The following is a 24,993-nucleotide window of genomic DNA, read 5'->3' on the forward strand; positions in this document are numbered from 1 at the left end:
AATTCCTAGTTTAAGACAACATATATATGCCAAATGCTGTTCCAATGTTTATAAAAATCGTACCACTATGTGGGTATTTTTTTAAAATTAACAGATGGATACCCCTACCGGTTCTCTTTTTATTTTATTCTGATTTAACTATGCAGGTAACCCGCCTTAATGTTTTTTTAATACAGAAATTTTACGCGTATTGTATACAGCTAAAATGAGCGATATTACGACAGTAGTGGATATTGGGTAGTGGCCTTGTTGCAGGCATACATTGCCCCCATATTAGATGCCGAAGCCGCTATTTTTGCATAACATTTTATTGGTTATTGCCAACCACTTAGTTTTGCAGCCTTATCAATAACCCCCGATTGTATCGGGCAAGCGCAGTAAACAGTTTTTGATTATTCAAGTCAAAAGAACCTATGAGAATTATTACACTATTATTGTTATTGTACAGCACCACTTTGGCTGCACAGATCTTTTCGCCCACCAATTACCCCCAGGGATATTTCCGAAATCCCGTAAACATACCAATGCGCCTGGCCGGCAATTTTGGTGAATTGCGGCCTAATCACTATCACATGGGGTTCGATATAAAAACAAACGCTCGTGAAAACCTGCCGGTTTATGCTGCTGCAGACGGATATATTGGTCGTATTAAGATAGAACCCGCAGGTTTCGGCCGCGCTATATACGTTTTTCACCCTAATGGTTTTACTACAGTATACGCCCACCTGAATGCGTTTGATCCCACACTGGAAAAATGGGTAAAAGACCAGCAATACCAACTGCAATCGTGGAAGGTTTTGCTCGAATTACCTGCTGATCTTTTCCCAGTAAAAAAAGGAGATTTTCTGGCCTACAGCGGCAATACCGGTGGCTCGCAGGCGCCGCACCTGCATTTTGAGGTAAGGCGAACTGAAGGAGATGTAAATGTGAATCCTTTTTTATTCGGATTTCCGGTAGGAGATAACGTTCCACCGCAGTTGCAGCGGCTGGCAGTGTACGACAGAACGCTGAGCGTATATGAACAATCGCCCAAACTGTTTCCGGTAAGAGCCATTTCCGGTTCTACTTATATAACCACGCCTTCAATAATAACGGTTTCTTCACCAATGGTGAGCTTTGCCATTGGTGCCTATGATACTCAAACCGGGTCGGCCAACCATAATGGCATTTATGAGTCAACGTTGTTTATTGATGAGAAGCCTGTTGTCGCATTCAGAATGGATAATATTAGTTACAACGACACCCGCGACCTGAATGCGCATATTGATTACAAAACAAAATTTCAGGGTGGCCCGTTCCTGCAACATATGTCGGAACTGCCGGGCTATGTGAATGCTATTTATAAGCATAATTCGGGAAATGGCGCTATTGACGTGAGCGACGGCGATGTGCATGCGGTTTCCATCGTTGTTAAAGATGCCAGCGGCAATACCAGTACGCTTAATTATAAAATTCAATATTCAGGAACTGAACCGGAGCGGGCTGAGCCTGCGGGCAAGAAGTTTTACCCGTTGATGATGGATGGCTTTGAAAGTGACGAGTGCGAATTTTACATTGGCGAGCGCTGCCTGTACGATTCGGTGCATATCCGGTACAACAAATCGGTCAACACGAATGGGCAGGTTGTGTCGTCGATCCATACCATCGGAGCGCCCTATATTCCTTTGCGGGATTCTATGCTCGTACGCATTCGGCCTACCCGTGAATTAACCGATGCCGAGAAATCGCGTACGGTGATGCAATGGTTTGCCGGCAGTAAGCGTGAAGTGCAGAAAGTTCAATGGCAGAGCAACTGGGCATCGGCCCGGTACCGCGATTTTGGGAATTACCAATTGGTACTTGATACAGAACCGCCGGTGATCGTGCCCATAGGTTTGGTTGATGGTTCGAATTTGAGCAAAGCGGTTCGCATAGCGTTTACAGTAGAGGATAATTTAACCAGATTTAAAAATGTGCGGGCAGAACTGGATGGGAAATGGCTTCGGTTTACCAATGATAAGGGAAGAACGTTTCTGTATTATTTTGATGAGAAATGCATGTCGGGCCATCACGTGTTAAAGATCCATGCAGAAGATGAAGCCGGGAATGTAACAGAGGAAACGTATAATTTTACCCGCTAATTTGAAGTACAATGATCACATTAAAAGAAGGCGATAAAGCGCCGGCCTTTCATGCAAAGGACCAGAATGGTAAAAAAATATCGCTGAGTGAATACAAGGGGAAAAAGGTGGTATTATATTTTTACCCCGAAGACGATACCCCCACCTGCACCGTTCAGGCTTGTAATTTGCGCGATAATTATGCTTTATTGAAGAAGAATGGCTTTGAGGTAATTGGCGTTAGCCCGAACGATGAAAAAAGCCATAAGAAATTTGAGACTAAATTCAATCTGCCGTTTACGTTGTTGGCCGACCCCGATCATACTATCATAAATAAATACGGCGTATGGGGCGAAAAGCAAATGTTTGGTAATAAATACATGGGGGTTCACCGAACCACTTTTGTCATCAATGAAAAAGGAGTGATCAGTAAGATCTTTTTGCGGCCAAAAAATAAGCAGCATGCGGAGGAGATTGTAGAGCTTAGTTAATAACCTGATTAATATCAATAAATTAAGGCGAATAAAAACTAACAATATTAGTATTGATGGGTAAATTTATGATCCATTAATACTGTTTATTTGCACTGTGGCGCAGATGGTTACAGCCCTAGGCTTTCTACTTTTGTTCCTGAAAAAATAGCAATTATGCAATATTGTTAGGCTTCATTAACTAATTCTGCACCGAATGCGCATGCTCCTTTCTCCAATCGCTTTTTTCATAATTCTCCATCACCAGGGCGGCTGCGCCTGTTATTTCGGCCTGGTAACCCAGGGAAGAAATTTGTATTTCGGTATTTAAGGCAAGTCGTGGAATGCAATGTTCATTGAGCGCTTGCTGTATAGGCGCTTGCCATATTTTTCCTGCCGAGGAGCCCCGGCCGCTTAATATTACCAACTCCGGATTAAGCAAATGAATTAAGATGGCCACGCCTCTTCCTATATTATAACCCGATTCAGATAAGATTTCTACGGCAAACTTATCGCCCTTGCCGGCGGCCTTAATAATATCCTGGAATGCCTTTTCTGCATTTTCCACCGACAGCTCTTTCAATAGCGATATTTTTCCATCCTTCAACCCCTTGTTGGCTTTTTCTATAACTATCAACAGCGACGTTTCTGTTTCAAGACAACCGCTTTTTCCGCAACTGCATAATTTGTTATTTAAAAAAAGCGGAATGTGACTGAATTCCCCGGCAAATCCATTATGTCCCCTGAATAATTCGCCATTCAGGATCATGCCTAATCCAACGCCCCAACCTATATTTATTACCATGGCATTTTTTTTACCACGGGCTGCCCCAAACATGAGTTCGGCCAGCGCAATCAGTCGCGAGTCGTTATCGATAAATACCGGCAGCCTGATTATTGAAGAAATATATTGTGTAAGCGTGCCTTGTTCCGGTTCAAGAAAAGTATAGTTTATTCCCTGTATGGCATCAACAAACCCCGGCATACCGATGCCTACGCCAGCGATGTTGTTTTTTGAAATGCCAGACTTGCCAATTACATCTTCAATTTTTTCGGTAAGGGTAGAAAGCGCCTGCGGATTTTTAAGCAATGGCAGTTCGAATATTTCTGTGGCAGCAACCTGGTTGTTCTGCATGTTCAAAATGGCAATGCTGGTGATCAACTGGTCCATTGCCACGGCTACTACATACAACACATCGGGCTTCAGCGAATACATAACAGCACGCCTGCCCCCGGTTGACGCGGCAAAACCTGTTTCCGTCACCCAACCTTCTTCAATAAGTTTACCCAGCATTTTTGTGGTAACGGGTAAACTTTTATTGATCTTGTCGCTCAGGTCGGCGCAGGAAAGCATATTAGAGAAATAAAGATGCTTGATGATCTTTTTTTTATACAGTTGGCTCTTTTCCGTCATGTTGCAGTACTGAAACTTTTACCAAATTTACTGTTAAGTACCAGAACTTTAAAGCAATTCACAAAAGCTGTCGGAACAATTTTGGAAACAGCATTTTATACTGATCCCCGTTATCTATTAATAACCCATTTTCCTTGCATATGATCGAATTTTAACCGGGGAACCTCTTTAATTAGTTTTTAATGTCGAAAGGTAAAAAGGGAAATAGAGCATTACGCTTTCTTTCGAATTTGCCAGGCAAAGGTTTAATCCCGAAATAGTAAACCGGGGCAACTGAATAACCTTCTTTATCGTATTATTTTCTGCAACCGTCCACCATTTTATTATACCCATTCTGCAAACCAAACTTTGTATCCGGTACATACCTGGTTGAAGCAGGTTTTACCTGTTCAAAGTTGCGTACCGGACACAAACTTTGTAAGTATGCTGTGCAAACAGTGTACTTGTATATGGGTTATTTTTTAGTTTTAGGGTTTGGTTACCCTGTCCTTAACAGGACAGGGTTTTTTATGTATAATCAAACCTGGTTCAGCTAATACAGTCGTTAAAATAATAATGAAGATTGACCTAAGGCAACCAAATGGAACGGTTAATCGTACAACTGCATAGTAATTGTGTTTAATACACTCACCCATTGAAGAATAATTCTGGTAAGGATTGTTTTGTGAAGTTTTTTATAGCAACCGGAAAATAAGCTCTTGGCGGCTGTATTACGTTTTTGTAAACTGCCAGGCAAATGTATTCGCATGCATTTGACAACGCTTTTTATGTTTCGGTTCGGGGTGTCAATAGATATTTATAATTGTTGAACTATGATAAAGAAAATTGCTGGCGTTTTAATTTTAACAGGCGTTGTTTTATTATTTAACAGTTGTTATAATAACAAGGAAGAACTCTTGTATGGGACTTTTAACTGCAATGGTGCACATACATCGTTCTCAGCGGATGTATTCCCGATCATACAGGCCAATTGCGCCAATAGCTGTCATGGTACCGGAAGCACCAATGGTCCTGGCCCCCTGACAACTTATGAGCAAATTAAAAATGCTGCTCAACGTATTAAACCCGCAGTAGTTTCCCGTTATATGCCAAAGGTTGGATCGCTTACAACAAGCCAGATCAAATCCATTAGTTGCTGGGTTGATGCCGGCGCTCCTAATAATTAAATAGCATATTTTTCATGACAAAAAAAAGGATAATCATTGGTGGTATAGTAGTTGTTATATTAATAACTGCCATTTATGCCTGGTATGAGTATAACAGAACCGTACAAGATCTCTCTGACGTACGGGCCGATTATTCAGTGAATGCCACCGCACTGATCAATGAGTTTGTTAGTAACGAAGATTCGGCCAATAAAAAATACCTGAACAGGATCTTATCAGTAAAAGGCATGATCAAAAGTGTTGAAGCAGGGCAGGGAGGTACTATTGTATTGGGCGATACCTCAGATATGTCTGGTGTACGTTGTGTGTTAGACAGCAGCGCTAATACAACGGCCGGTTCATTGCAAAGAGGTGCAGTAGTAACTGTAAAAGGAGCAATTACCGGTTTTAATAAAGATGAAACCGGATTACTGGGCTCAGATGTTCAACTGAACCGGTGTGTTATTTCCAATTAATCAATTGTTATAACCAAATATAGTTACAATGAATCTACGGATAAAGAAAGGCATTATTTCATTCTGCTTTATCCTGTTTGCTACCTCATTAATGGCACAGGATAAATACTTCACGAAAAGCGGTTCCATACAATTTGTATCAAAAGGCGCCATTGAAACCATACAAGCCAATCATCGCAGCGTAACCTGTGTGCTCGATTCCAAAACCGGCGCTGTTCAATTTGCCGTGCTGATGAAAGGATTTGAATTTAAAAAGGCATTGATGCAGGAACACTTCAATGAGAATTATGTAGAGAGCGATAAATATCCTAAAGCTGAGTTTCGCGGGCAAATTGTAAACAACAGCGAAATAGCTTATACAAAAGATGGTGTTTACACTGCGCATGTTAAAGGAAAACTTACCATGCATGGGCAAACAAAGGACGTTGAAGCTGACGGAAAAATCACCGTAAAGAATGGTAAACTGGTGGCCAATTCAGATTTTACCATTTTAATGTCAGATTATAATATCAGTATTCCCAAGCTGGTGAAAGAAAATATGTCGAATACGGTAAGCATTACCGTGAATTGCACGTTAGAACCATTGAAAAGCTAGTAGTAAATAGCCAGTGGCGAGTAGGGAGAAGGCCACTAACTTTAAAAAACCAACCGATATGAACAAAATAACCCACATACTGCTGCTTGCCTGTTTTACTTTATTGGCGGGCAATACGCTTAAAGCACAGGACCAGGACCTGTTAAAAATGGTCGATGATTCTGCAAATACAAATACAAAAAAGAAGTCATGGAGCTCAGGCGCTTTCAAATCTTCCCGCGTAATTAATGGCCAGTCTATGGAGATGATAGGCAAAGGGGTGCTGGATGTACGCATTTTACACCGGTTCGGCCTGTTAAGCAATGGGGCAGAAAACTTTTTTGGTCTCGATGAGGCCAGCATGCGAATGGGTTTTGATTACGGGCTTACCAGCAACTTAACAATAGGGGTTGGAAGAAGCACACTTAATAAAGAACTGGATGCCTTTTTGAAATTCCGCCCCGTACGGCAGGGTACCGGCGGTGGTTCTCCGGTTTCTATAGTATGGGTATCGGGCATCACCCTGCATACGATGAAATGGGCCGATACTGCCCGCAAAAATTTATTTTCTTCCCGCATAGCCTATTACAACCAGGTGATCTTTGGCCGCAAGTTCAGTAATGCATTCAGTATGCAACTGAGCCCCATTATGGTGCATCGTAACCTGGTTACTAATGCCGATGATGAAAATAATACCTGGGCTTTAGGTATAGGTGCGCGGTTAAAACTAACAAAGCGTACGGCGTTTGTAGTAGATTATCACCCCATACTGGCCGGACGGGAACCAGGCACCAAAGATCCGTTATCGGTTGGGTTCGATATTGAAACCGGCGGTCACGTATTTCAGTTACACTTCAGCAACAGCACCGGTATGAATGAAAAAGCATTCCTCACTGGTACTACCAATGATTTCTGGAAAGGAGATATCCGGTTTGGCTTTAACCTGTCGAGGGTGTTTCAGGTAGGGAAGAAATAATAATTAGCAAATGTGCAAATGGTTGCAAAGCTCAAATGGCGAAAGAATTTCGCAATAAATAAAATATTAGGAGTACAAGCGCGGATAAATAGAAGGACAGAAAAACGGGTCTTCGCAAGAAGGCCCGTTTTTATTGGCACCGGACCTGCCGGGAATTGTAGGGCCACGCGTTGCCAAAAGCAATGTCATCGGCACGCTGACGGCGGGTTAGCATTATCACATTATCGAATTATCAACTCCACTTCGCCAAAATCAAATTCACGCTCTATTACGTCTTTGGTTAGCAGCCGGCCGGTCTCAGACACGCCATGAATGGTAGTTTCAAATAAAATAGCCCCTTTTTTAAGCGTAACCGGTTGATGCATTTTGTACAGCACTTGCTGATACTGTTGCAAGATAGCGTCAATGCCGGCAGCCTGTAAAGCCTGGTAGCGATTTTCAAGCGCCTGGCAGAGCTCCCTGCCCATTTCTGAAGCATTAAGATCTTTTCCGGTGATCTGTTTTAGTGAAACCGGATTGGGCAAAGAGGGGTCAAAAACAACCTGGTTAACGTTGATACCTATTCCAACCACTGCGTATAGCCAATCTGAGCCGCGAAACACGTTTTCTATCAAAATGCCACCTGCCTTTCTGTCACGCCAATACACATCATTTGGCCATTTTATTCGGGTTTCCTCCCCGGCATATTTTTTATAAAAATCGTAACAGGCGAGGGCTACGGTAGCAGATAGCCAGAATTGACGGGTAGGTAGTAAGCCGGGGGTAATAACCGTACTTAGCATGATATTCTGGTTAGGGGTTGTTAACCAGCTTTTTCCACGTTGTCCTTTGCCAGCAGTTTGCTCCAGGGCAAACCAGGTTATGCCATGACTTGCCATTCCGGCTTGTATTTGCCGCATGGCATAGTTGTTGGTGCTGTCAATTGTTGGTAATATTATGTAAGGATGACCAATGGGGGCCGGTTGACCAGGATGTGCCAAAAGATTATTATTTTTGGGATGTGCGAAATTAGGAATTACCAATGAGCGTTTAGAGAGAGAAATGTTGTAATAAGCGAATTTATTCGTATTTTAAATACCAGTAGTCGCGGCCCACAGGTATGGGACGTGCATCGAGTCTGAAAACCGGGCTCATCAATACCAGAAGAATAAAAAAATTGATCATTAAAACACAGGATTATTGGAACAAGTTTCATTGTTAGCTACCCGTCGTAAACGAAAAAGTGTAGCCAGGTTAACAAAAAATTCAAAGTTTTTTAAAGCAATCATTCACGCCATAAAGGAAAAGAAGGGAGAAAATATTCTTTCGCTGGACCTCCGTAAAATTCCCGAAGCTGTTGCCGACTTTTTTATTGTTTGCGAAGCCAGCAGTACCACCCAGGTAAAAGCCATTGCTGACTTTGTGGAGCATCATGTTAAGCAAACAGTAGAAGAAACCCCCTACCATAGCGAAGGGCAACAGTCAGCTCACTGGATACTAGTCGATTATGTCAATATTGTGGTTCACGTTATGTTGCCCGAAACCCGCAAATTCTATAAGCTGGAAGAAATGTGGAACGATGCTGAAGGGGAGGAATATTAACCCTCAGTCGCAAAAATTAATGTTAAAATGCGGCTTTGTGGGAAATAATCCTTAACTAACAGCTTTTTAGTGAACAATTTGATCCCATCGATCATTAATTATTTTAATAGAAAACCAAGGACAAGAAACAATATATGTCACAGGACGAGTCAAGACAGAACGACCGCAACTTCCCTCGCTTACGTCCCCGCGACGACGGCGGGCAGCGTAAAGGTCCAAAATTCAATATTTACTGGGTTTGGGCAATCATTTTCGCTGTTTTAGTAGGCTTTCAATTATTCGGTTCCTTTGCTCCAGATGCCAAATCCATTAACGACCTCGAGTTCTATAAAATGTTGGATAATGGAGATGTAGAGAAGCTTAATACAGTTACCAATAAAAATACGGTTCGGGTTTTTATCAAGAAAGAGCGGTTAGATAAATACAAAGACCAGCTTTCGAAAAACTGGCCAAGCGTTGGTGATAAAGGCCCTCATTTTGAATTCAAGGTTATTAAAGCCGATGATTTCAATAAGGAACTGAACGCGTATTATGATAAGCATCCCGAACTCACCCGGGTTCCCAATATTCCCATACAGGAAGGAGAATGGTTTGGGTCTATCATTCAATTCTTATTACCCCTTGTAGTCATTGTGCTGATATGGGTAATGTTGATGCGTAAAATGGGTGGTGGCGCTTCAGGCGGCAGTGGTCCCGGTGGTATCTTCAACATCGGTAAATCAAGAGCCACCCTGTTCGATAAAGGCACTAAAGTAAACATCACATTTGCCGATGTAGCCGGGCTCGATGAAGCCAAGGTTGAGGTAATGGAGATCGTTGACTTTTTAAAGAATCCCAAAAAATATACTTCACTCGGTGGTAAAATACCCAAAGGTGCATTGCTGGTGGGGCCTCCCGGAACCGGTAAAACCTTGCTGGCAAAAGCCATGGCCGGTGAAGCACAGGTTCCTTTCTTCAGCATGAGCGGTAGCGACTTTGTGGAATTGTTTGTTGGGGTGGGCGCCAGCCGTGTACGTGATCTGTTTAAGCAAGCCCGTGAAAAAGCGCCTTGTATCATTTTCATCGATGAAATTGATGCTATTGGTCGTGCACGTGGTAAGAATGCGATCATGAGCAACGACGAACGCGAAAGCACATTGAACCAGTTACTGGTAGAAATGGATGGTTTTAGCGGCGAAAGCGGTATCATCGTTCTGGCAGCTACCAACCGTCCTGATGTATTGGACAGTGCGTTACTGCGTCCGGGCCGTTTCGATAGGCAGATCTCTATCGACAAACCCGATCTGAAAGGCCGCGAGCACATTTTCAAAGTTCACCTGAAGCCGATAAAAATTTCTGAAAAAGTAGATATTCATAAACTGGCCGAACAAACACCTGGTTTCGCAGGTGCCGATATCGCCAACGTTTGTAACGAAGCCGCGCTGATCGCAGCCCGTAAAGGAAAACAATCCGTTGAAATGGATGACTTCCAGGATGCGGTTGACCGCGTGATCGGTGGTTTGGAAAAGAAGAACAAGATCATTTCTCCCGACGAAAAGCGCATCATAGCCTACCACGAAGCGGGTCACGCTATTTGCGGCTGGTATCTTGAACATGCTTATCCATTACTGAAAGTTACCATTGTTCCCAGAGGGGTTGCTGCATTAGGTTATGCGCAGTATACACCAAAAGAGCAGTACCTGTACAATACCGATCAGTTAATGGACCAGATTTGCATGACGCTCGGCGGTCGCGCCAGTGAAGATATTTTCTTCCATAAAATATCAACCGGAGCACAGAACGACCTGCAGCAAATTACTCGTATAGCTTATTCGATGATCACGATATATGGGATGAATGATAAAGTGGGCAACGTAAGTTTTTACGATCCATCCCAGGAAAATTCATTCACCAAACCATACTCCGAAGAAACTTCCAAAATCATAGATGAAGAGGTGCGCAAGTTGATTGATGAGGCGTATGAAAAAACAAAACAATTACTTACCGAGAAAAAGATGCAGGTAGAAAAACTGGCCGAATCTTTACTCGAAAAAGAAGTATTGTTCCAGAGTGATGTAGAAGCATTGATTGGCAAACGACCATTTACAGATAAGAAAACACTGGATGTAGATGGTGAAGGCCATGCCGAAGGCGCCATCAGCGAAGGTGTTCCTCCTTATGACAGTAATGTAACCAATCACCCAGCTACTTAATTTGAATATGAACGTTTCTCCGGCTAAGGAAAATATTCTAAAAAAAATACGAAAGGCGTTGAGTAATTCAACGCCTCTCCCTTTTCCGCAAAGTGAGGGCAACAGTTCGGTTTATCAACCTTCTCAGCAAGACCTTGGATTAGAATTTGCCCAGCGGTTCACCACCCTGCAGGGCAAGTTTGTTTTTTGCGAAAACCAGTATGAACTGGTTGTGCAGCTCAAGCAGGTTATTGCAAGCAATAAGTGGGATAAGATTTATTGTAAAGAAGAAGGCTTGCGAAAAACTCTGGCCGAAAATCAATTCGATAATTATTCCTACAACGACCTGTCGTCCTGCGATACCGCCATCACTACTTGCGAATGGCTGGTAGCACGTACCGGTAGCATTGTAATGTCGGCCGCACAGGAAAGTGGCCGTACAGTGAGTGTTTATGCACCAGTGCATATTTGTATTGCCTATACCAGCCAACTGGTGTACGATGTAAAAGATGCATTACAAAATGCCAGGGAAAAATATTCCGGTAATCTTCCTTCATTGATCACATTTGCAACAGGTCCCAGCCGTACAGCCGATATAGAAAAAACGCTGGTAGTAGGGGTGCATGGTCCAAAAGAAGTATACGTATTTCTGATAGATAAATAAAAAATCGTGAAACGGCAAACGTGAACCGGTAAAGGCTTGCCGCTCGGCGGGTAATCCCATTTCACGTTTTACATTTCACAATTCACGACTCATGCAACTTGAAATTTACCGGCTGTTTGTTTATGGGTCACTTCGAAGTGGCTTCCATAACTCGGCTTATAACTATATAAGCCGGTATTTTATATTTGATGGAATGGGCTCGGTACAGGGAAAGTTATACGATATGGGCGAATATCCCGGTGCTATTCCCTGCACAGAAGATTATTACATAACAGGTGAATTATATCATATTGCTCAAGAAAACGAGTTTGCCTGGGCAATGGAGCAGTTAGATGATTATGAAGGAATATTGGTTGAACCAGGCGAAACGCCTTTATTCAGAAGGGAACTGGTTAATGTGTTGTTCAGAAATACCACGGTAACAGCCTGGATGTATTGGTACAATAGGTTAGTTACTAACCAGCCTAGTATTGAATCAGGTGATTATGTGGCGTATAGGTTGGGGATAGGAAAGTAAGTTGACAAGTTAACAAGTTGATAAAGAAATAAAAGCGAGTAGTAAGTAGCAAGTAGCGAGTGGGGGAATACAAAGTGCTGCGAAAAATAGTGAATCACGAAAATAAACCCTACTAACCATTTACCACTAGCCACTAGCTTTTTCACAGTCACCAAATGCAACCCGATAAAAAAATATATTTCCTCTCCGACTTTCATTTAGGCGTTCCGGATCATGCGGCCAGTCTGGTGCGTGAGAAACGTATTGTTGAATTTTTAGAGGAAATACGAAAAGACGCAGCCGTTATTTTTATTGTTGGTGATATGTTCGATTTCTGGTACGAATACCGCACTGTTGTACCGAGGGGCTATGTGCGCTTACTGGGAAAGTTAGCCGAAATAACAGATTCGGGTATCCCAATACATTTCTTTGTTGGCAATCATGATATGTGGATGAAGAACTATTTTCAACAGGAGCTGAATATTCCCGTTTATTTTGAACCTCACGCATTTGAGTTCAATCATAAAAAATTCTGGGTTGGCCATGGCGATGGACTGGGACCTGGCGACCACGGCTACAAAATGATGAAGAAGGTATTCCGAAGCCCGGTTTGCCAGTGGCTATTTGGCATTCTTCCCCCGTATATTGGAATGGGTTTGGCCAATTACCTCAGTCGCAGAAGCCGTACGGTAACCGGTACAGCCGATGAAAAGTTTTATGGTGAAGAAGGGGAGTGGCTGATTACCTATTGCAAAGACATATTGAAAGAAAAACATTATGATTACCTGGTATTCGGTCACCGGCATTTGCCTATTGATTTCTCATTAAAAGGAGGCAGTCGGTATATCAATCTGGGTGACTGGATACGTTATTACACGTATGCTGTTTTTGATGGACAACATTTAGCACTTTATGCCCGTTATCCAGAACTGGAAAGTAAAATTGTTCGCCAATAGTGTACCGGTCATTGATCATATTAACCGCATTTTTATTTTGTTGCCAATTGGCTGGTGCGCAAACGATCACGCAATCAACAGATACTTTTTTTGTATTTAATAAACTGGCCGGCGAGCAGGTAACCGATTTTACCGTTGACAACCTGGGTAACCTGTATATAGTCAACAAAACCGGGCAAATAAAAAAAACAGGCCCTGCCGGCGATTCTATTGCAGTATTCAACAATGTACGGCAATTCGGCAAGCTGTATTTAATAGATGTTACCAATCCATTGCGCGTGTTATTATACTTCCGCGACTTTGGTACCATCGTTGTTTTGGACCGGTTTTTGAACACCCGGGCCACTATAGATCTTCGAAAACAACAGTTGTTCCAGGTAAATGCAATTGGCCAGTCGTACGATAATAATATCTGGGTTTATGATGAAATGGAAAGCAAATTAAAACGTGTTGGTGAAGATGGCCGGGTGCTCGATCAAACTACCGACTTCCGGTTAATAGTTGATACCGCACCATCGCCACAGTTTATCGTTGACCAGAACCGATTGGTTTATATATACGATTCATTAAAAGGTGTTTACCTGTTCGACTATTACGGTGCATTCAAAAACCGCATTCAACTAAAGGGTTGGACCGACTTTACCGTAATTGCTAATGCTATGTATGGCCGGGATGCAAATATGTTATATCGGTATGAACCAGGCACGTTGAATTTGCAGAACTACCCAATTCCGGTTGCCATGCGGGATGCACAAAAAATAAAGATCACACCCGGTTACCTGTATGTGTTGCGTAATAACCGGCTTGAAGTATTTTCATATCGCTGATTGCTTGTCATAAGATTATAATTTTTTTAAAGACGCATACCTTTTTAAAGTTTATAACTTTGAAAAGTATTAAGCCACTGAATCATTTAGAATGGGATCTTTTTTAGATACAATCTTTTTAGACAATTCTGTTAGAAGCTACCTCATTGTAGCCGGATCTTTATTGCTGATCTTTTTATTCAAACGTTTATTATCGCGTTACCTCGCGGGGATATTATTTAGTTTTGTAAAACGTATTGCGCGTGGCGTTGATAAAACATCCTTTGTAAAACTGGTGGTATCGCCCCTGGAAGTTTTTCTTCTGGTGCTGTTCAGTATAATTGCATTAGATAAGCTAACTTTTCCGAAAATACTGAATGTAGTTATTTATAAAGCCAATGTACGTGAGTTTGTAGATGCTATTTCGGTTATTGTTCTCATCATTGTGTTTATTTGGCTGTTGTTGCGTATCATGGATTTTATCGCTATGATACTGCATCATCGCGCCGATCAAACGGCTGATCCTGCCGATAACCAGTTGGTTGTTTTTTTCAAAGATTTCTTTAAGGTAGTATTGGTGATCTTCGGCATTTTGCTGATCCTGAAATTTGCCTTCCATTATAACATCAGCAACCTGTTAACAGGCCTGAGCATTGCTACAGCTGCCATTGCGCTGGCTACCCGCGAAAGCCTGGAAAACCTCATAGCATCTTTCATCATCTTCTTTGACAGGCCATTTACCATGGGCGACCATGTAAAAGTGCAGGATGTAACCGGCACTGTAGAACGCATAGGATTAAGAAGCACGCGTATCCGCACTGATCAAAAAACCTATGTAACGGTACCTAACAAGCAAATGGTAGACAGTATCCTCGATAATTTGTCGCTACGCACCCAACGGCGGGGATTTGTACAGCTGGAACTGCATGCCGAAACGCCACACGATTCGGTGAACCAGTTTGTGCAGCGGGTTAAAAACATCTTTAACCAGCGGAAAGACCAGGTAGAAAATCATACGGTATTTCTCTCAGATATTAACAAGAACGCTTTCATTATTCATGTGGAGTTTTTTGCTGCGCCTATTCCTGTAGCGGATTTTAATGACCTGCGTCAGCAGGTAAATCTGTCATTGATCAACCTGATGGAAGACATGAATATTAAACTGGCAACCAAGGAGGAAAGCGCAAAGGTAGAAGCCAAGCAGATCTTATAATGTGGTGGCTCCGGTTACAATTTCTTTAAGGTAAACTTGCTTTGTTTAAAACCCGGTTCTTCAGATGGGATCTCGATCGTCATTTTATCAGGCTGTAATGCATGCAGCTTCAACGACATAGTGCGGTAGGCTTTGGTAAGGCCATCGAAAGACGTGAGTACAATGGCCTGGTTCTTTGAGCCCAGTGAATATGTTCCTTTGTATTGGGCGCTGCTTTCAGCGCTGTTGGTCCATACAAAGGATTTGTCTTTATTAAAGATCAATTTAAACCGGATGGCGCCTGCTGCAGTAAGCACTTTTCTAAGTTCCTGTCGAATACGAATACTGTCTTCTCTTAAAATTTTCTGTAACTTGTTTTTTTGTTTGAAGTTATCTACCATGTACTTTATGCTGGCTGCAGTATCCTGAAAATCGAGCAGGCGATCTGTGGTTTCCCAGCGAACAACATACCAGTTGCCCGGGAGTAAATTTTCAGGTACAGCTTGTGCATGAGCGTGATACTGACAAATAAGGATAAGAACTATGGACAGATATTTCCACATATAGGAGGCGAATTGTTACATGGAATTTACAGATTTTTTAATAACGTGAAATAAAACTTTCCGCACATTGAGTAATGGTTACATAATGAATTTTACTACTACAATGCAGCTTTTATTTCAAGTAAAAATCCTTTCAGTGATTGCAGAGACTGGATCATTTCAAAATGCGCTGCCGCCTTTGAGTTTTTCTTCAGGAAGTCTTTCGCGCCTTCGATCGTAAGTTTACGACGACGCAGCAGGTCATAAATGAGCTCAAGATTTTTTATATCTATCGGCCTGAAATGGCGATCGCCTTTGCGATTTTTACGAGGTTGAATGATATCGAATTCATTCTCCCAAAAACGCAATAACGACTGGTTTACGCCAAACATGTCGGCCACTTCTCCAATTGAGTAATACTGGCGTTGGAACAATGTTTCATCGTCAGGAATGTTCACCAGGTCGGCTTCCGCATCCAGGGCTTTTAGCGATTTACGGCCACGAGTCGATTTTTTAGCAGGTGCCGTTGATACGGCAGCTACTGATTCTATTGGTTCCGTCAAAACAGCTTTCGGGGCCTCCTCGGGTTTAGCCGGTTCGGCTTCCGTTTTTAATGATTTTACCCGTACCCCCACAGAGGCTTCATTCTCCTGCTCGGCGGGCACATCACTGCTGAATTCAAATGTAATCTGGGAGTAGTTACGGTTGTCCATATTCCAATGATAACCTGGTAAAATTGTATAAGCTATCAAATATCGTGCAGTAAAGATACAAAGGCCCAAAAGCCATGGATTGAACAACTTATTAACGATTGCTGAATAATGTGGAAAACCTCTTGCTTTATCCCTTAAAACACAGGCGGTTGAGGCCTTTACAGACCTTGAAAAAAGTTCATAAAAAGGGGCATTAAATAAGGTCAAACCCTTTTATTTTTAGTAAATTTGCAGGATTAATTTTTTATAAACTGCAAGAGCATTCCACACGAATCTATGGCTACAGAAACTACGGAAATCCCTATCACTGCCAATAACGGTTACGGAGCAGATAGCATACAGGTTTTAGAAGGTTTGGAAGCAGTACGCAAGCGTCCTGCGATGTACATTGGAGATATTGGGGAGAAAGGTCTGCATCACCTTGTGTACGAGGTTGTAGATAACTCCATTGACGAAGCCCTGGCCGGTTATTGCAAAAACATTATGGTTACCATCCATGATGACAATTCTATTTCTGTTCAGGACGATGGCCGTGGTATCCCTACGGGCATGCACCAGAAAGAAAAAAGAAGTGCATTGGAAGTGGTAATGACGGTGCTGCACGCGGGTGGTAAATTCGATAAAAATACCTACAAGGTTTCCGGCGGTTTGCACGGGGTGGGTGTGAGTTGCGTGAACGCACTAAGTTCCAAATTGCATGTAACCGTACAGCGTGAAGGAAAGATCTTCGAACAGGAATATAGTATCGGTATCCCTAAATACGCAGTTCGCGAAATTGGCGCCAGCTCTATAACTGGTACGCTGGTACATTTCTGGCCCGATTTAACCATTTTTACCGCATCAGTTTATAAGACTGATATCCTGGAAGGCCGTTTGCGCGAGTTGGCTTACCTGAACCGGGGTATTCGCATTACCCTCTCGGATCTGCGTGAAAAAGACGATAACGGCAATAGTTACTCCAAAACATTTTACAGTGAAGGTGGTATTGTAGAGTTTGTTGAAATGCTGGATAAAAATGCCGGTCGCAATTCCTTTTTGCCAAACGTAATTTATGTTGAAGGAAGAGATGCTGATACCAATGTTGCTGTAGAAGTGGCATTGACCTATAATGATAGTTATAGTGAGCATATCTATTCTTATGTTAATAACATCAACACCATTGAAGGTGGAACCCACGTAGCGGGTTTCCGCAGGGCGTTAACCCGGGTGTTCAAAAGCTATGGCGATCGGCAGAACCTGTTTGAAAAAGCCAAGGTAGAAATTGAAGGTGATGATTTCCGCGAAGGGTTAAGTTCTATTATTTCGGTAAAAGTTCCCGAGCCGCAGTTTGAAGGACAAACAAAAACAAAACTTGGTAACAGTGAAGTAAGCGGTGTAGTAGATTCAACTGTTTCAAAAGTACTGGAAGCCTTCCTCGAAGAAAATCCCAAGGAAGCAAAAAATATCATCTCCAAAGTTATTCTGGCAGCGCAGGCAAGAGCCGCTGCCCGTAAAGCCCGCGAACTGGTACAACGTAAATCGGTATTGACGGGTGGCGGGTTACCAGGTAAACTGGCCGACTGTAGTGATCGCGATCCGGAACGTTGCGAACTGTTCCTTGTTGAGGGTGACTCGGCGGGTGGTACAGCCAAACAAGGCCGTGAACGTGCCTTTCAGGCCATTCTGCCATTGCGTGGTAAGATCCTGAACGTGGAGAAAGCCATGGAGCATAAGATCTATGAGAATGAGGAAATACGCAACATGTATACGGCGCTGGGTGTAACAGTAGGTACACCGGAAGATCCTAAAGCGCTGAACCTGGCAAAACTCCGTTACCACAAACTGATCATCATGACCGATGCCGATGTGGACGGTAGTCACATTGCCACATTGATCCTTACTTTCATTTATCGTTATATGAAAGAAATGGTTGAGCAGGGTTATGTATACATTGCCCAACCACCATTGTATCTGGTAAAAAAAGGTAAAGAATCGGCTTACGCGTGGAATGAAGAGCAACGCAAAGCACTGGTAGAAAAACTGGGCGGAGGAAAAGAGGAAAGCGTTGGCATTCAACGTTACAAAGGTTTGGGTGAAATGAACGCGGAACAATTGTGGGAAACTACCATGAATCCCGATACCCGCACGTTGAAGAAAGTAACTATTGAAAGCGCTGCTGAAGCCGATCGCATCTTTAGTATGTTGATGGGTGATGAAGTGGCGCCCCGTCGTGAATTCATAGAAAGTCATGCAAAGTATGCACGACTAGACGTATAAAAACAAATTAGAAAATTAGACAATATGCAAATGTGCAAATGAAAAAAATCAGCAATACTTCATTTGCACATTTCTTTTTTTTAATGATACGTCTCGGCTCATAGGTAAGACAGCATTTGTTCGCGAACAAATTGATGGAGGGCATTTGCTAATTTTCACATTTGCTAATTTTCACATTATCCTTCCCGTTAGTAAACACCCTATAAGAAGCTTGTACTTTTTATTGCAACAATTTTAGCTTGATGTCGTTATTACATATTCATATTCAGCGCTAAAATTGGTGTATATAAAAAAGGCGTATATTTAAACACTATTTTGGTTGTTCTGGCTAAGAATTTGCAAGAGAAGATGTCATCTTTTTTTTATTATACTAACCACGTAAATGAACTAAATTATGTCTGAGATTACACTCACTGCATACAACGTTAAAACAAAGGAAAAGAATGTGCCTATTCAGGATGCGGTAATTACCAAAACATCTAAAGGAGCATATATGGCACAGGGACATGATGGTAAAGGAAATAAATTAACCACTTTATTAGGTGAAGAAAAAGCATTAGCAGCTATTAAAGCCGGTGTTGCCAAGCAAGGCTGGGAATAAAATAATCATGGCGTGCCACGGTTTGTTTTCGTTGTCGACTGTTTAACCGTGACACGCCTCGTTTTTCTATATAAAGTTCAGGTATTCAAACTGGCTACCTAATATTTTTTTGTCATCCGCACTCAGCCATCTATTAAGGATAGTCGCATATACATTTTTAAAATCTACTTTGTATTTCAGGTCGCCTTCCTGCAGATCGCTCAGATCTGGTAACTCATTTAACACGCCTTTTTGCTGTAACCCGCCACTTATCAAAAATATATTGTTGGCTGTGCCATGATCGGTTCCGCCACTGGCATTTTGCGATACCCGGCGCCCGAATTCAGAAAAGCTCATGAGCATCACATCCTGAAAACGATTATTGCTTTTAAGGTCCTTTACAAATGCCGTAATGGCTGCATTCATTTCGGTGAATAATCTTTTTTGCTGTCCTTCCTGCGCTACATGTGTATCAAAACTTCCCAGTGACAAGTAATATACCTTTGTGTTGATGTCTGAAAGGATCAGGCTGGCAATAGTTTTCAGGCTGTTGCCTATATCTGATTTGGGATACTCCTTATTGGTGAGATGAATACGGCTTTGCTTGTAAATGTAATCGGCACTGCTTACCGTTTCTGCCATTGTTTTGTATAAATAGTCAACCGGTTTTTCATGTCCATCCGATGCATGGCTGGCAGCTACTTCTTTAAAGTATTTTTCGTTAGAGGAATTGAATAATCGCTTCGGATCTTTCATCGCCAATCCTTTCACCTGTTCACCCTTCATGGCCAGGCTGAGCACATCATCTATTTCCAATGCCTGGGTTGGTTTATCGCAGCCGGCGCATTGTGCATCGAGGTAGCGGCCTACCCAACCGGTATAAACATACTCATTGCTGTTGCTGGCGCTGTGCCAAATGTCCATGCTTCTAAAATGTGATCTGTCGGGATTTGGATAACCTACGCTGTTTAAAATGCCCAGACTGCCATCATTATACAGATCTTTTAAGCCGGTTAAAGCAGGGTGCAGTCCAACTTCATCTGTTAATAACAAAGCCTGCTCTTTAGTGATCCCTAATCGTGGGCGCGATTTATAATAGATATCGTTGCGAACGGGTATTACGGTGTTAAGTCCGTCGTTACCACCGCTTAATTGTAGTACAACCAACACTTTGTTGCCTGGTGGCACTAAAGCAGGTTTTTCAAAGGCTTTTAAAAATTTCGGCAGCATCATTGATGCTGTTGCCAGCGAGCCTATTTGTAAAAATTCTTTACGTTTTAAAATCATAAAGTAAGTTCTTGAGTTCGTTGGTTTTTTAATTCTGCTTTCACTTTCTCATTCTTTATTTCTCCGTTTTTCATTCTTCATTTCCCTGCTTTTCTTTCTACATTCAACATTCGATACCTGCCTGCCGGCAGGCAGGTTCAATATTCGACATTAACACAGCTGATACTCCGGCGTACTCATTAATTGAATAGTAGTAGTTTTAATATAGCTTTCCCGACTGGAAGCATCGATGTATTTGTTCAGTATTTTTTCATTCACCGGTTCAGCGCCCTGGATCAGTATGCCAGCAATAGCCGTGAGCAGTTTTTCACGCGGCACTTTCTCAAACTTTTTCAGGTAGGTTTCCCAATCAACAGCAGCAGAAATAACCTGTCCGCCTTTTTTACCCATTTTCTTCATGCCCATATCTTTCATGCCCATCATCTGGTCGTCATCATCTTTTGGTTGCAGGGCCACTTCATCATTATCGAAAATTAATTGTGGTATGCGCAAACGGAACATTAAGGAAGAACTGTCGATCCAGTTCTTACCGCCAGGCCATCCGGCAACATTCGGTGGGTAAAACAACATTTGACCCAACAGGCGTTGCAATAACAATTGAACCTGTTCGTTTTCGAGTTTCATGGGCAACGCGCGTCGAATGCCAACGATCAACTCAACAGGCGATTTAATTCTGCAGCCGATATTTTTAGCATCATAGAACCAATCGCTCGTGACAATGTCTTTCATTAATTCTTTTATATCGTAGCTGCTTCTATAAAAACGGTCAGCCAGCCACGTTATATGCCCTTCGTCGGGGGTATCATTTACAAAGTAGCGGTATATTTTACGGGTGATATAGGCAGCCGTTTGCTTGTGCTCCAGTAAAATGTTCAGTACATCATCGCCATTGAAGTTGCCTGTTTTGCCCAGTACGGTCTTCTTACCATCGTCGTGCTGGTTTTTTCTAAAAACAAATTCCCCGCTTAAAGCAGCGCCCCAGCCGGTAAATGCGCGGGCGGCTTCTTTAATATCGGTTTCGGTATAGTTGCCGCGCCCCATGGTAAATAATTCCATTACTTCCCGGGCGAAGTTTTCATTGGGGTGGTTTTTCTTATTCTGATTATTATTTAGGAAGTTGATCATAGAAGCGCTTTTGCTCACTTCGCGCAGCAGATCGCCAAAGTTGCCCAATGCGTTTTGACGAATGATATCCAACAGTTGTTGCTGGTAAAGGATATTGATGTTGCGACTGGCGAAATGCCCATGCCAGAAGAGGGCCATTTTTTCGCGTAATTGTTGGTCGCTATTCACCATTTGGTTCAACCAGGTGATATTGAGGCTTTTTAAGTCTTCGCGTGATTGCTGGCGGATCTTCTTGCGTTGAACTTCGTCGAGGCCGCGTTGTTGCATGCCCACTTCTTTTATACCCATAACGAGCCCTTTAAGCGCGCTATCGGCAACATCGATCATGTCTGGTCCTTTGGCAGAGGCTTTAAACAGCGAATTAACGTAGGATTTATGCGAGGCCGTAGGCAATTGATGGTATTCTTCAGCCATTGGGCCAAAGCCGGCACGCCATAGCAAGTGTTGATTTTTCAACTGGGGTGTTACAATCATTACAGGGCGTTTTGCATGTGACTACGACCGATGCGGAAAGTTTAACGACCTGTTTAATTTAATGTGATCTTGATAAGAAGTTCGATAGTTGCGGGTTTTTGCGGGAGGAGTTGATAGGTTGATAAAGTTGATTAGTTGATAGAGGGATTTAGAGGTAAGAAGTAAGAAGAGTTAGTATGCGATTTTAGTATTAAAAAAAGGCCACCTTTTATGAAGGCAGCCCCGTTTATGCAAACTTACTACTAATTATCCTTTGTTGTTGAGCAGGAAACGAACTCCAAAATAGAAGGGCGATTGGCCTTCAAAGTTTATTCCGGCGGAAAATGTTTCAATATCCGCATCGCCACCTGTTATATCAGTTTTTCTTTTTGTTTTACCATATTGTAATTGGAAGAGGTTATTTAAACCTGACTCAAGCTGTACTCTTTTATTAACGCCAAATGAGATACCGGGAGATAAACCTAAGGTGGCAAACCAGCCTTTGGTTTCTGTTACCGGATTATTTTTTGGTATTTCTTTGGAGCGATAAACGGTGTATGCTGCCTCTGCCTCACCAAAGAAGTACAACCGGCTAACTACTGGTATATACTGGCGCACAAAAAGCCCTCCACCATAACTATTTTCTTTCAATGTTGCGCCTGTATAGCCATAATTATCAGTTTTACCCTTCGAATAAATGAGTGAAACTCCGGCAACGAGATTTTCTTTAACGGCTAACCCAACGGCCGGTCTGAGGGACAAGCTATTAGTCTTGTTTTCATCCTGTTGTTCGTAATTATTTTTAATCTGGCTAAATCCTATGTTGCCGCCCAGCCAGATAGCGTTTTTATTGATCTGCGCTTTTGACGACACAATGAACATACAAACGAAAAGAAGGGAAAGTAAAAATTTCTGTTTCATAATTGCTTTTGGTTTTTGGTACAGCAAATATGAAAAGCAAAAAGGAAGTATACATCAACGTACACTTCCTTTAGCAAAGATTTATGTTAAGTATATACAAATGATTAAAACATCGTATGCTGCTATTAGTTAATCATTTGAGCGCCAAAATAACTGTGTAGCACAGCCGGTAATTGAATGCCATCTTCGGTTTGATGGTTTTCCAGCAAACACGCAACTATTCTTGGTAAGGCCAGCGAACTGCCATTTAATGAATGCACCAATTGATTTTTTCCGTTGGCGTCTTTGAAACGCACCTTCATACGATTGGTTTGGTAGCTTTCAAAGTTAGAAACAGAACTTACTTCAAGCCATTTTTGCTGGGCCGCGCTGTATACTTCAAAATCATAAGTAAGTGCTGATGCAAAGCCCATATCGCCACCGCATAATCTTAATATCCGGTAAGGGAGATCTAATGATTGCAGCAGGGTTTCAACGTGATTTACCATTTCATCCAATACATCGTAGCTTTTTTCGGGATGAACCAGTTGTACGATTTCCACTTTATCAAACTGGTGAAGCCGGTTCAAACCACGTACATCTTTGCCGTAGCTGCCGGCCTCGCGGCGAAAGCAAGGTGTATAGGCCGTCATCTTAACAGGCAGGTCGGTTTCTTTCAATAATTCATCGCGATAAATATTTGTTACCGGAACTTCGGCTGTTGGTATCAGGTAAAAGTTGTCTTCGGTAACAAAATACATTTGTCCTTCTTTATCGGGCAACTGACCGGTACCAAAGGCAGATGTTTCATTCACCATATGCGGCGGCATAAATTCTTTATAACCGGCATTGGTATTATAATCTAAAAAATACTGGATCAGTGCACGTTGAAATTTGGCGCCTTTGCCAATGTATACTGGAAAACCGCTACCGGTAATTTTATTGCCAAGCTCAAAATCGATCAGATTGTATTTTTTTGTCAGGTCCCAGTGCGGCACAGCACCGGCATGCAAAGCAGGTTTTTTACCGCCTTCGCGTATGGTAACGTTGTCTTCGGGTGTTTTACCGGGTGGTACAATTTCAGAAGGCAGGTTGGGCAGTTTTACTATCTGCTCCTGTAGCTTCTTTTCCGTTTCAGCCAGTTGATCGGCGATCGGTTGTAAAGTTGTTTTTAAAGTAGCTACCTCCTGTTTCTGGGTTTCGGCAGCTTCTTTTTGGCCTTTTGCCATTAATTGCCCGATTTCTTTGGATGCGGCATTTATTTTTGACTGGGTAGTATCAAATTCAAGCTGCAACTTTTTACGAGTATCATCCAGGGACACAAGCTCATCTACCAATGCAATATCCCCGAAATTTTTTAAAGCCAGTCTTTCCTTTACCAGCGCCGTGTTTTGTCTAATAAATGCGATCTGTAACATGTGAAATCAGGTTTGCGGCAAAGCTAAAACTAATGCGCTAATTGGCAAATGCGAAAATGTGCAAATGAAATACTAGATAACGACAGTTCAGGGACCTGATTTCTTCGGCCTTGCCGTTTTGGAGATCTCAACAGTAAAAGCGAGTTCCGAACTGAAACATTTGCACATTTACTAATTTTCGCATTAGCACATTAACTTTGCCCTATGCAGGCAAATGACGATTTACAAACCCGTTGGTGGAAGCTGGAAGAAAAGCTGATTGAACGGTTTGGCAGAAAACCCGACATGGAAACTATTTTATTTTTAATAGGTATTCAGGAATTTGGGGATATCAAGGCAAAGTTTACCAAAGAACAAAAGCAAGACCTCATGCATATAGCTACCTGTTCCTTATTGTCGCAAAGCGGCTATTACGAACTGGAAGGGGTAGATGAAGAAGGTTGGCCACATTTCAGGCAGCTAAAAGCCTTGCCCACCATGTCACTTCCTGAGCAGGAGAGTTTTCTGAAAGACCATATTCTGTTGTATTTTGAACAGCAAGACTTCTAATAATTAGCAAATGGGAAAATCCCGGGAAGTATCGGGACAAGTTGTGCAATGGGGTTGCTGAATTTGGTAAGTAGGTATGCATACGCAAACCCTGGGTTTAGCCGTTTATTAAATGTGGGTGTTCCCACACGCTGGGGCAGGTTGTCCCTG

Annotated in this window: 24 protein-coding genes; 16 read left to right on the plus strand and 8 right to left on the minus strand. The window is 42.3% G+C overall.

The features are described from left to right. Positions 1-413: 413 nt before the first annotated feature. Both FAM09_RS19775 and bcp read left to right on the plus strand, forming a co-directional pair. Positions 414-2,120 carry a M23 family metallopeptidase gene (locus tag FAM09_RS19775; protein WP_136578865.1) on the plus strand — a complete coding sequence of 569 codons (1,707 nt, stop codon included), beginning with the start codon at positions 414-416 and terminating at the stop codon, positions 2,118-2,120. Between the two features lie 11 nt (positions 2,121-2,131). Further along, entirely contained in the window at positions 2,132-2,590 is a 459-nt protein-coding gene (gene bcp / locus FAM09_RS19780) for a thioredoxin-dependent thiol peroxidase (protein ID WP_208025609.1), read from the plus strand. A 181-nt stretch (positions 2,591-2,771) separates the two neighbouring features. Here the strand turns inward: bcp and FAM09_RS19785 are convergent, their stop codons facing one another. After that, the gene (locus FAM09_RS19785; protein WP_136578866.1) at positions 2,772-3,983 is read right to left on the minus strand and encodes an ROK family transcriptional regulator; all 1,212 of its coding nucleotides are present in this window, start codon (positions 3,981-3,983) and stop codon (positions 2,772-2,774) included. An 812-nt stretch (positions 3,984-4,795) separates the two neighbouring features. Between FAM09_RS19785 and FAM09_RS19790 the strand changes: the two genes are divergently transcribed. From FAM09_RS19790 to FAM09_RS19805, 4 genes are read left to right on the plus strand one after another with little or no spacing between them, the layout of a single operon-like run. After that, positions 4,796-5,149, plus strand: coding sequence for a cytochrome c (locus tag FAM09_RS19790; RefSeq protein ID WP_136578867.1), 354 nt, complete (start codon positions 4,796-4,798; stop codon positions 5,147-5,149). A 14-nt stretch (positions 5,150-5,163) separates the two neighbouring features. Beyond that, positions 5,164-5,604 (plus strand): OB-fold protein, encoded by a 441-nt coding sequence (locus FAM09_RS19795; RefSeq protein ID WP_136578868.1) that lies wholly within the window; start codon positions 5,164-5,166, stop codon positions 5,602-5,604. A 28-nt stretch (positions 5,605-5,632) separates the two neighbouring features. Then, entirely contained in the window at positions 5,633-6,199 is a 567-nt protein-coding gene (locus tag FAM09_RS19800; RefSeq protein ID WP_136578869.1) for a YceI family protein, read from the plus strand. Between the two features lie 58 nt (positions 6,200-6,257). Continuing rightward, positions 6,258-7,154, plus strand: coding sequence for a DUF5777 family beta-barrel protein (locus FAM09_RS19805; protein ID WP_136578870.1), 897 nt, complete (start codon positions 6,258-6,260; stop codon positions 7,152-7,154). A 221-nt stretch (positions 7,155-7,375) separates the two neighbouring features. Here FAM09_RS19805 and FAM09_RS19810 read toward each other — a convergent pair whose 3' ends face one another. Next, a complete protein-coding gene (locus FAM09_RS19810; protein ID WP_243751722.1) occupies positions 7,376-8,134 on the minus strand; it encodes a biotin--[acetyl-CoA-carboxylase] ligase in 759 nt (252 codons plus the stop codon). Positions 8,135-8,333: 199 nt separating this feature from the next. Between FAM09_RS19810 and rsfS the strand changes: the two genes are divergently transcribed. The 7 genes from rsfS (at position 8,334) to FAM09_RS19845 (ending at position 15,041) form a co-directional block, all read left to right on the plus strand. Continuing rightward, complete coding sequence (rsfS, locus tag FAM09_RS19815) at positions 8,334-8,735, plus strand: ribosome silencing factor (protein ID WP_136578871.1); 402 nt, start codon at positions 8,334-8,336, stop codon at positions 8,733-8,735. A gap of 134 nt (positions 8,736-8,869) precedes the next feature. Then, positions 8,870-10,927 (plus strand): ATP-dependent zinc metalloprotease FtsH, encoded by a 2,058-nt coding sequence (gene ftsH / locus FAM09_RS19820; protein WP_136578872.1) that lies wholly within the window; start codon positions 8,870-8,872, stop codon positions 10,925-10,927. A 7-nt stretch (positions 10,928-10,934) separates the two neighbouring features. Further along, positions 10,935-11,570: a LutC/YkgG family protein gene (locus FAM09_RS19825; RefSeq protein ID WP_136578873.1), complete on the plus strand. Its 636-nt coding sequence runs from the start codon at positions 10,935-10,937 to the stop codon at positions 11,568-11,570. A 91-nt stretch (positions 11,571-11,661) separates the two neighbouring features. Beyond that, positions 11,662-12,087, plus strand: coding sequence for a gamma-glutamylcyclotransferase family protein (locus FAM09_RS19830; protein WP_136578874.1), 426 nt, complete (start codon positions 11,662-11,664; stop codon positions 12,085-12,087). A gap of 155 nt (positions 12,088-12,242) precedes the next feature. Further along, positions 12,243-13,022, plus strand: a complete 780-nt coding sequence (locus FAM09_RS19835) for a UDP-2,3-diacylglucosamine diphosphatase (protein ID WP_136578875.1) — start codon at positions 12,243-12,245, stop codon at positions 13,020-13,022. An 11-nt stretch (positions 13,023-13,033) separates the two neighbouring features. Next, positions 13,034-13,849 carry a hypothetical protein gene (locus tag FAM09_RS19840; protein WP_136578876.1) on the plus strand — a complete coding sequence of 272 codons (816 nt, stop codon included), beginning with the start codon at positions 13,034-13,036 and terminating at the stop codon, positions 13,847-13,849. A 91-nt stretch (positions 13,850-13,940) separates the two neighbouring features. Then, on the plus strand, positions 13,941-15,041 hold the full coding sequence (locus FAM09_RS19845) for a mechanosensitive ion channel family protein (RefSeq protein WP_136578877.1): 1,101 nt from the start codon (positions 13,941-13,943) through the stop codon (positions 15,039-15,041). Positions 15,042-15,055: 14 nt separating this feature from the next. On the opposite strand, the gene FAM09_RS19850 is transcribed toward FAM09_RS19845, so the two are convergent. Both FAM09_RS19850 and FAM09_RS19855 read right to left on the minus strand, forming a co-directional pair. After that, positions 15,056-15,583 carry a hypothetical protein gene (locus FAM09_RS19850; protein ID WP_136578878.1) on the minus strand — a complete coding sequence of 176 codons (528 nt, stop codon included), beginning with the start codon at positions 15,581-15,583 and terminating at the stop codon, positions 15,056-15,058. 98 nt (positions 15,584-15,681) lie between these two features. Further along, entirely contained in the window at positions 15,682-16,275 is a 594-nt protein-coding gene (locus FAM09_RS19855; protein ID WP_136578879.1) for a MerR family transcriptional regulator, read from the minus strand. Between the two features lie 276 nt (positions 16,276-16,551). On the opposite strand from FAM09_RS19855, the gene gyrB reads away from it, so the two are divergent. Continuing rightward, a complete protein-coding gene (gene gyrB / locus FAM09_RS19860) occupies positions 16,552-18,531 on the plus strand; it encodes a DNA topoisomerase (ATP-hydrolyzing) subunit B (RefSeq protein ID WP_136578880.1) in 1,980 nt (659 codons plus the stop codon). A 394-nt stretch (positions 18,532-18,925) separates the two neighbouring features. After that, positions 18,926-19,132 carry a hypothetical protein gene (locus tag FAM09_RS19865; protein WP_136578881.1) on the plus strand — a complete coding sequence of 69 codons (207 nt, stop codon included), beginning with the start codon at positions 18,926-18,928 and terminating at the stop codon, positions 19,130-19,132. 66 nt (positions 19,133-19,198) lie between these two features. Here the strand turns inward: FAM09_RS19865 and FAM09_RS19870 are convergent, their stop codons facing one another. From FAM09_RS19870 to serS, 4 genes are all read right to left on the minus strand, one after another. Further along, positions 19,199-20,398 carry a DUF1501 domain-containing protein gene (locus tag FAM09_RS19870; RefSeq protein WP_136578882.1) on the minus strand — a complete coding sequence of 400 codons (1,200 nt, stop codon included), beginning with the start codon at positions 20,396-20,398 and terminating at the stop codon, positions 19,199-19,201. 150 nt (positions 20,399-20,548) lie between these two features. Then, entirely contained in the window at positions 20,549-21,997 is a 1,449-nt protein-coding gene (locus tag FAM09_RS19875) for a DUF1800 domain-containing protein (protein WP_136578883.1), read from the minus strand. 246 nt (positions 21,998-22,243) lie between these two features. Beyond that, complete coding sequence (locus tag FAM09_RS19880; protein ID WP_136578884.1) at positions 22,244-22,897, minus strand: porin family protein; 654 nt, start codon at positions 22,895-22,897, stop codon at positions 22,244-22,246. Between the two features lie 125 nt (positions 22,898-23,022). Continuing rightward, a complete protein-coding gene (gene serS, locus FAM09_RS19885; RefSeq protein ID WP_136578885.1) occupies positions 23,023-24,294 on the minus strand; it encodes a serine--tRNA ligase in 1,272 nt (423 codons plus the stop codon). Between the two features lie 204 nt (positions 24,295-24,498). Between serS and FAM09_RS19890 the strand changes: the two genes are divergently transcribed. After that, on the plus strand, positions 24,499-24,843 hold the full coding sequence (locus FAM09_RS19890; protein WP_136578886.1) for a hypothetical protein: 345 nt from the start codon (positions 24,499-24,501) through the stop codon (positions 24,841-24,843). Positions 24,844-24,993 lie beyond the last annotated feature (150 nt).

Origin of the sequence: Niastella caeni (genome assembly GCF_004834005.1) — a bacterium.
Classification (GTDB): Bacteria; Bacteroidota; Bacteroidia; order Chitinophagales; family Chitinophagaceae; genus Niastella; species Niastella caeni.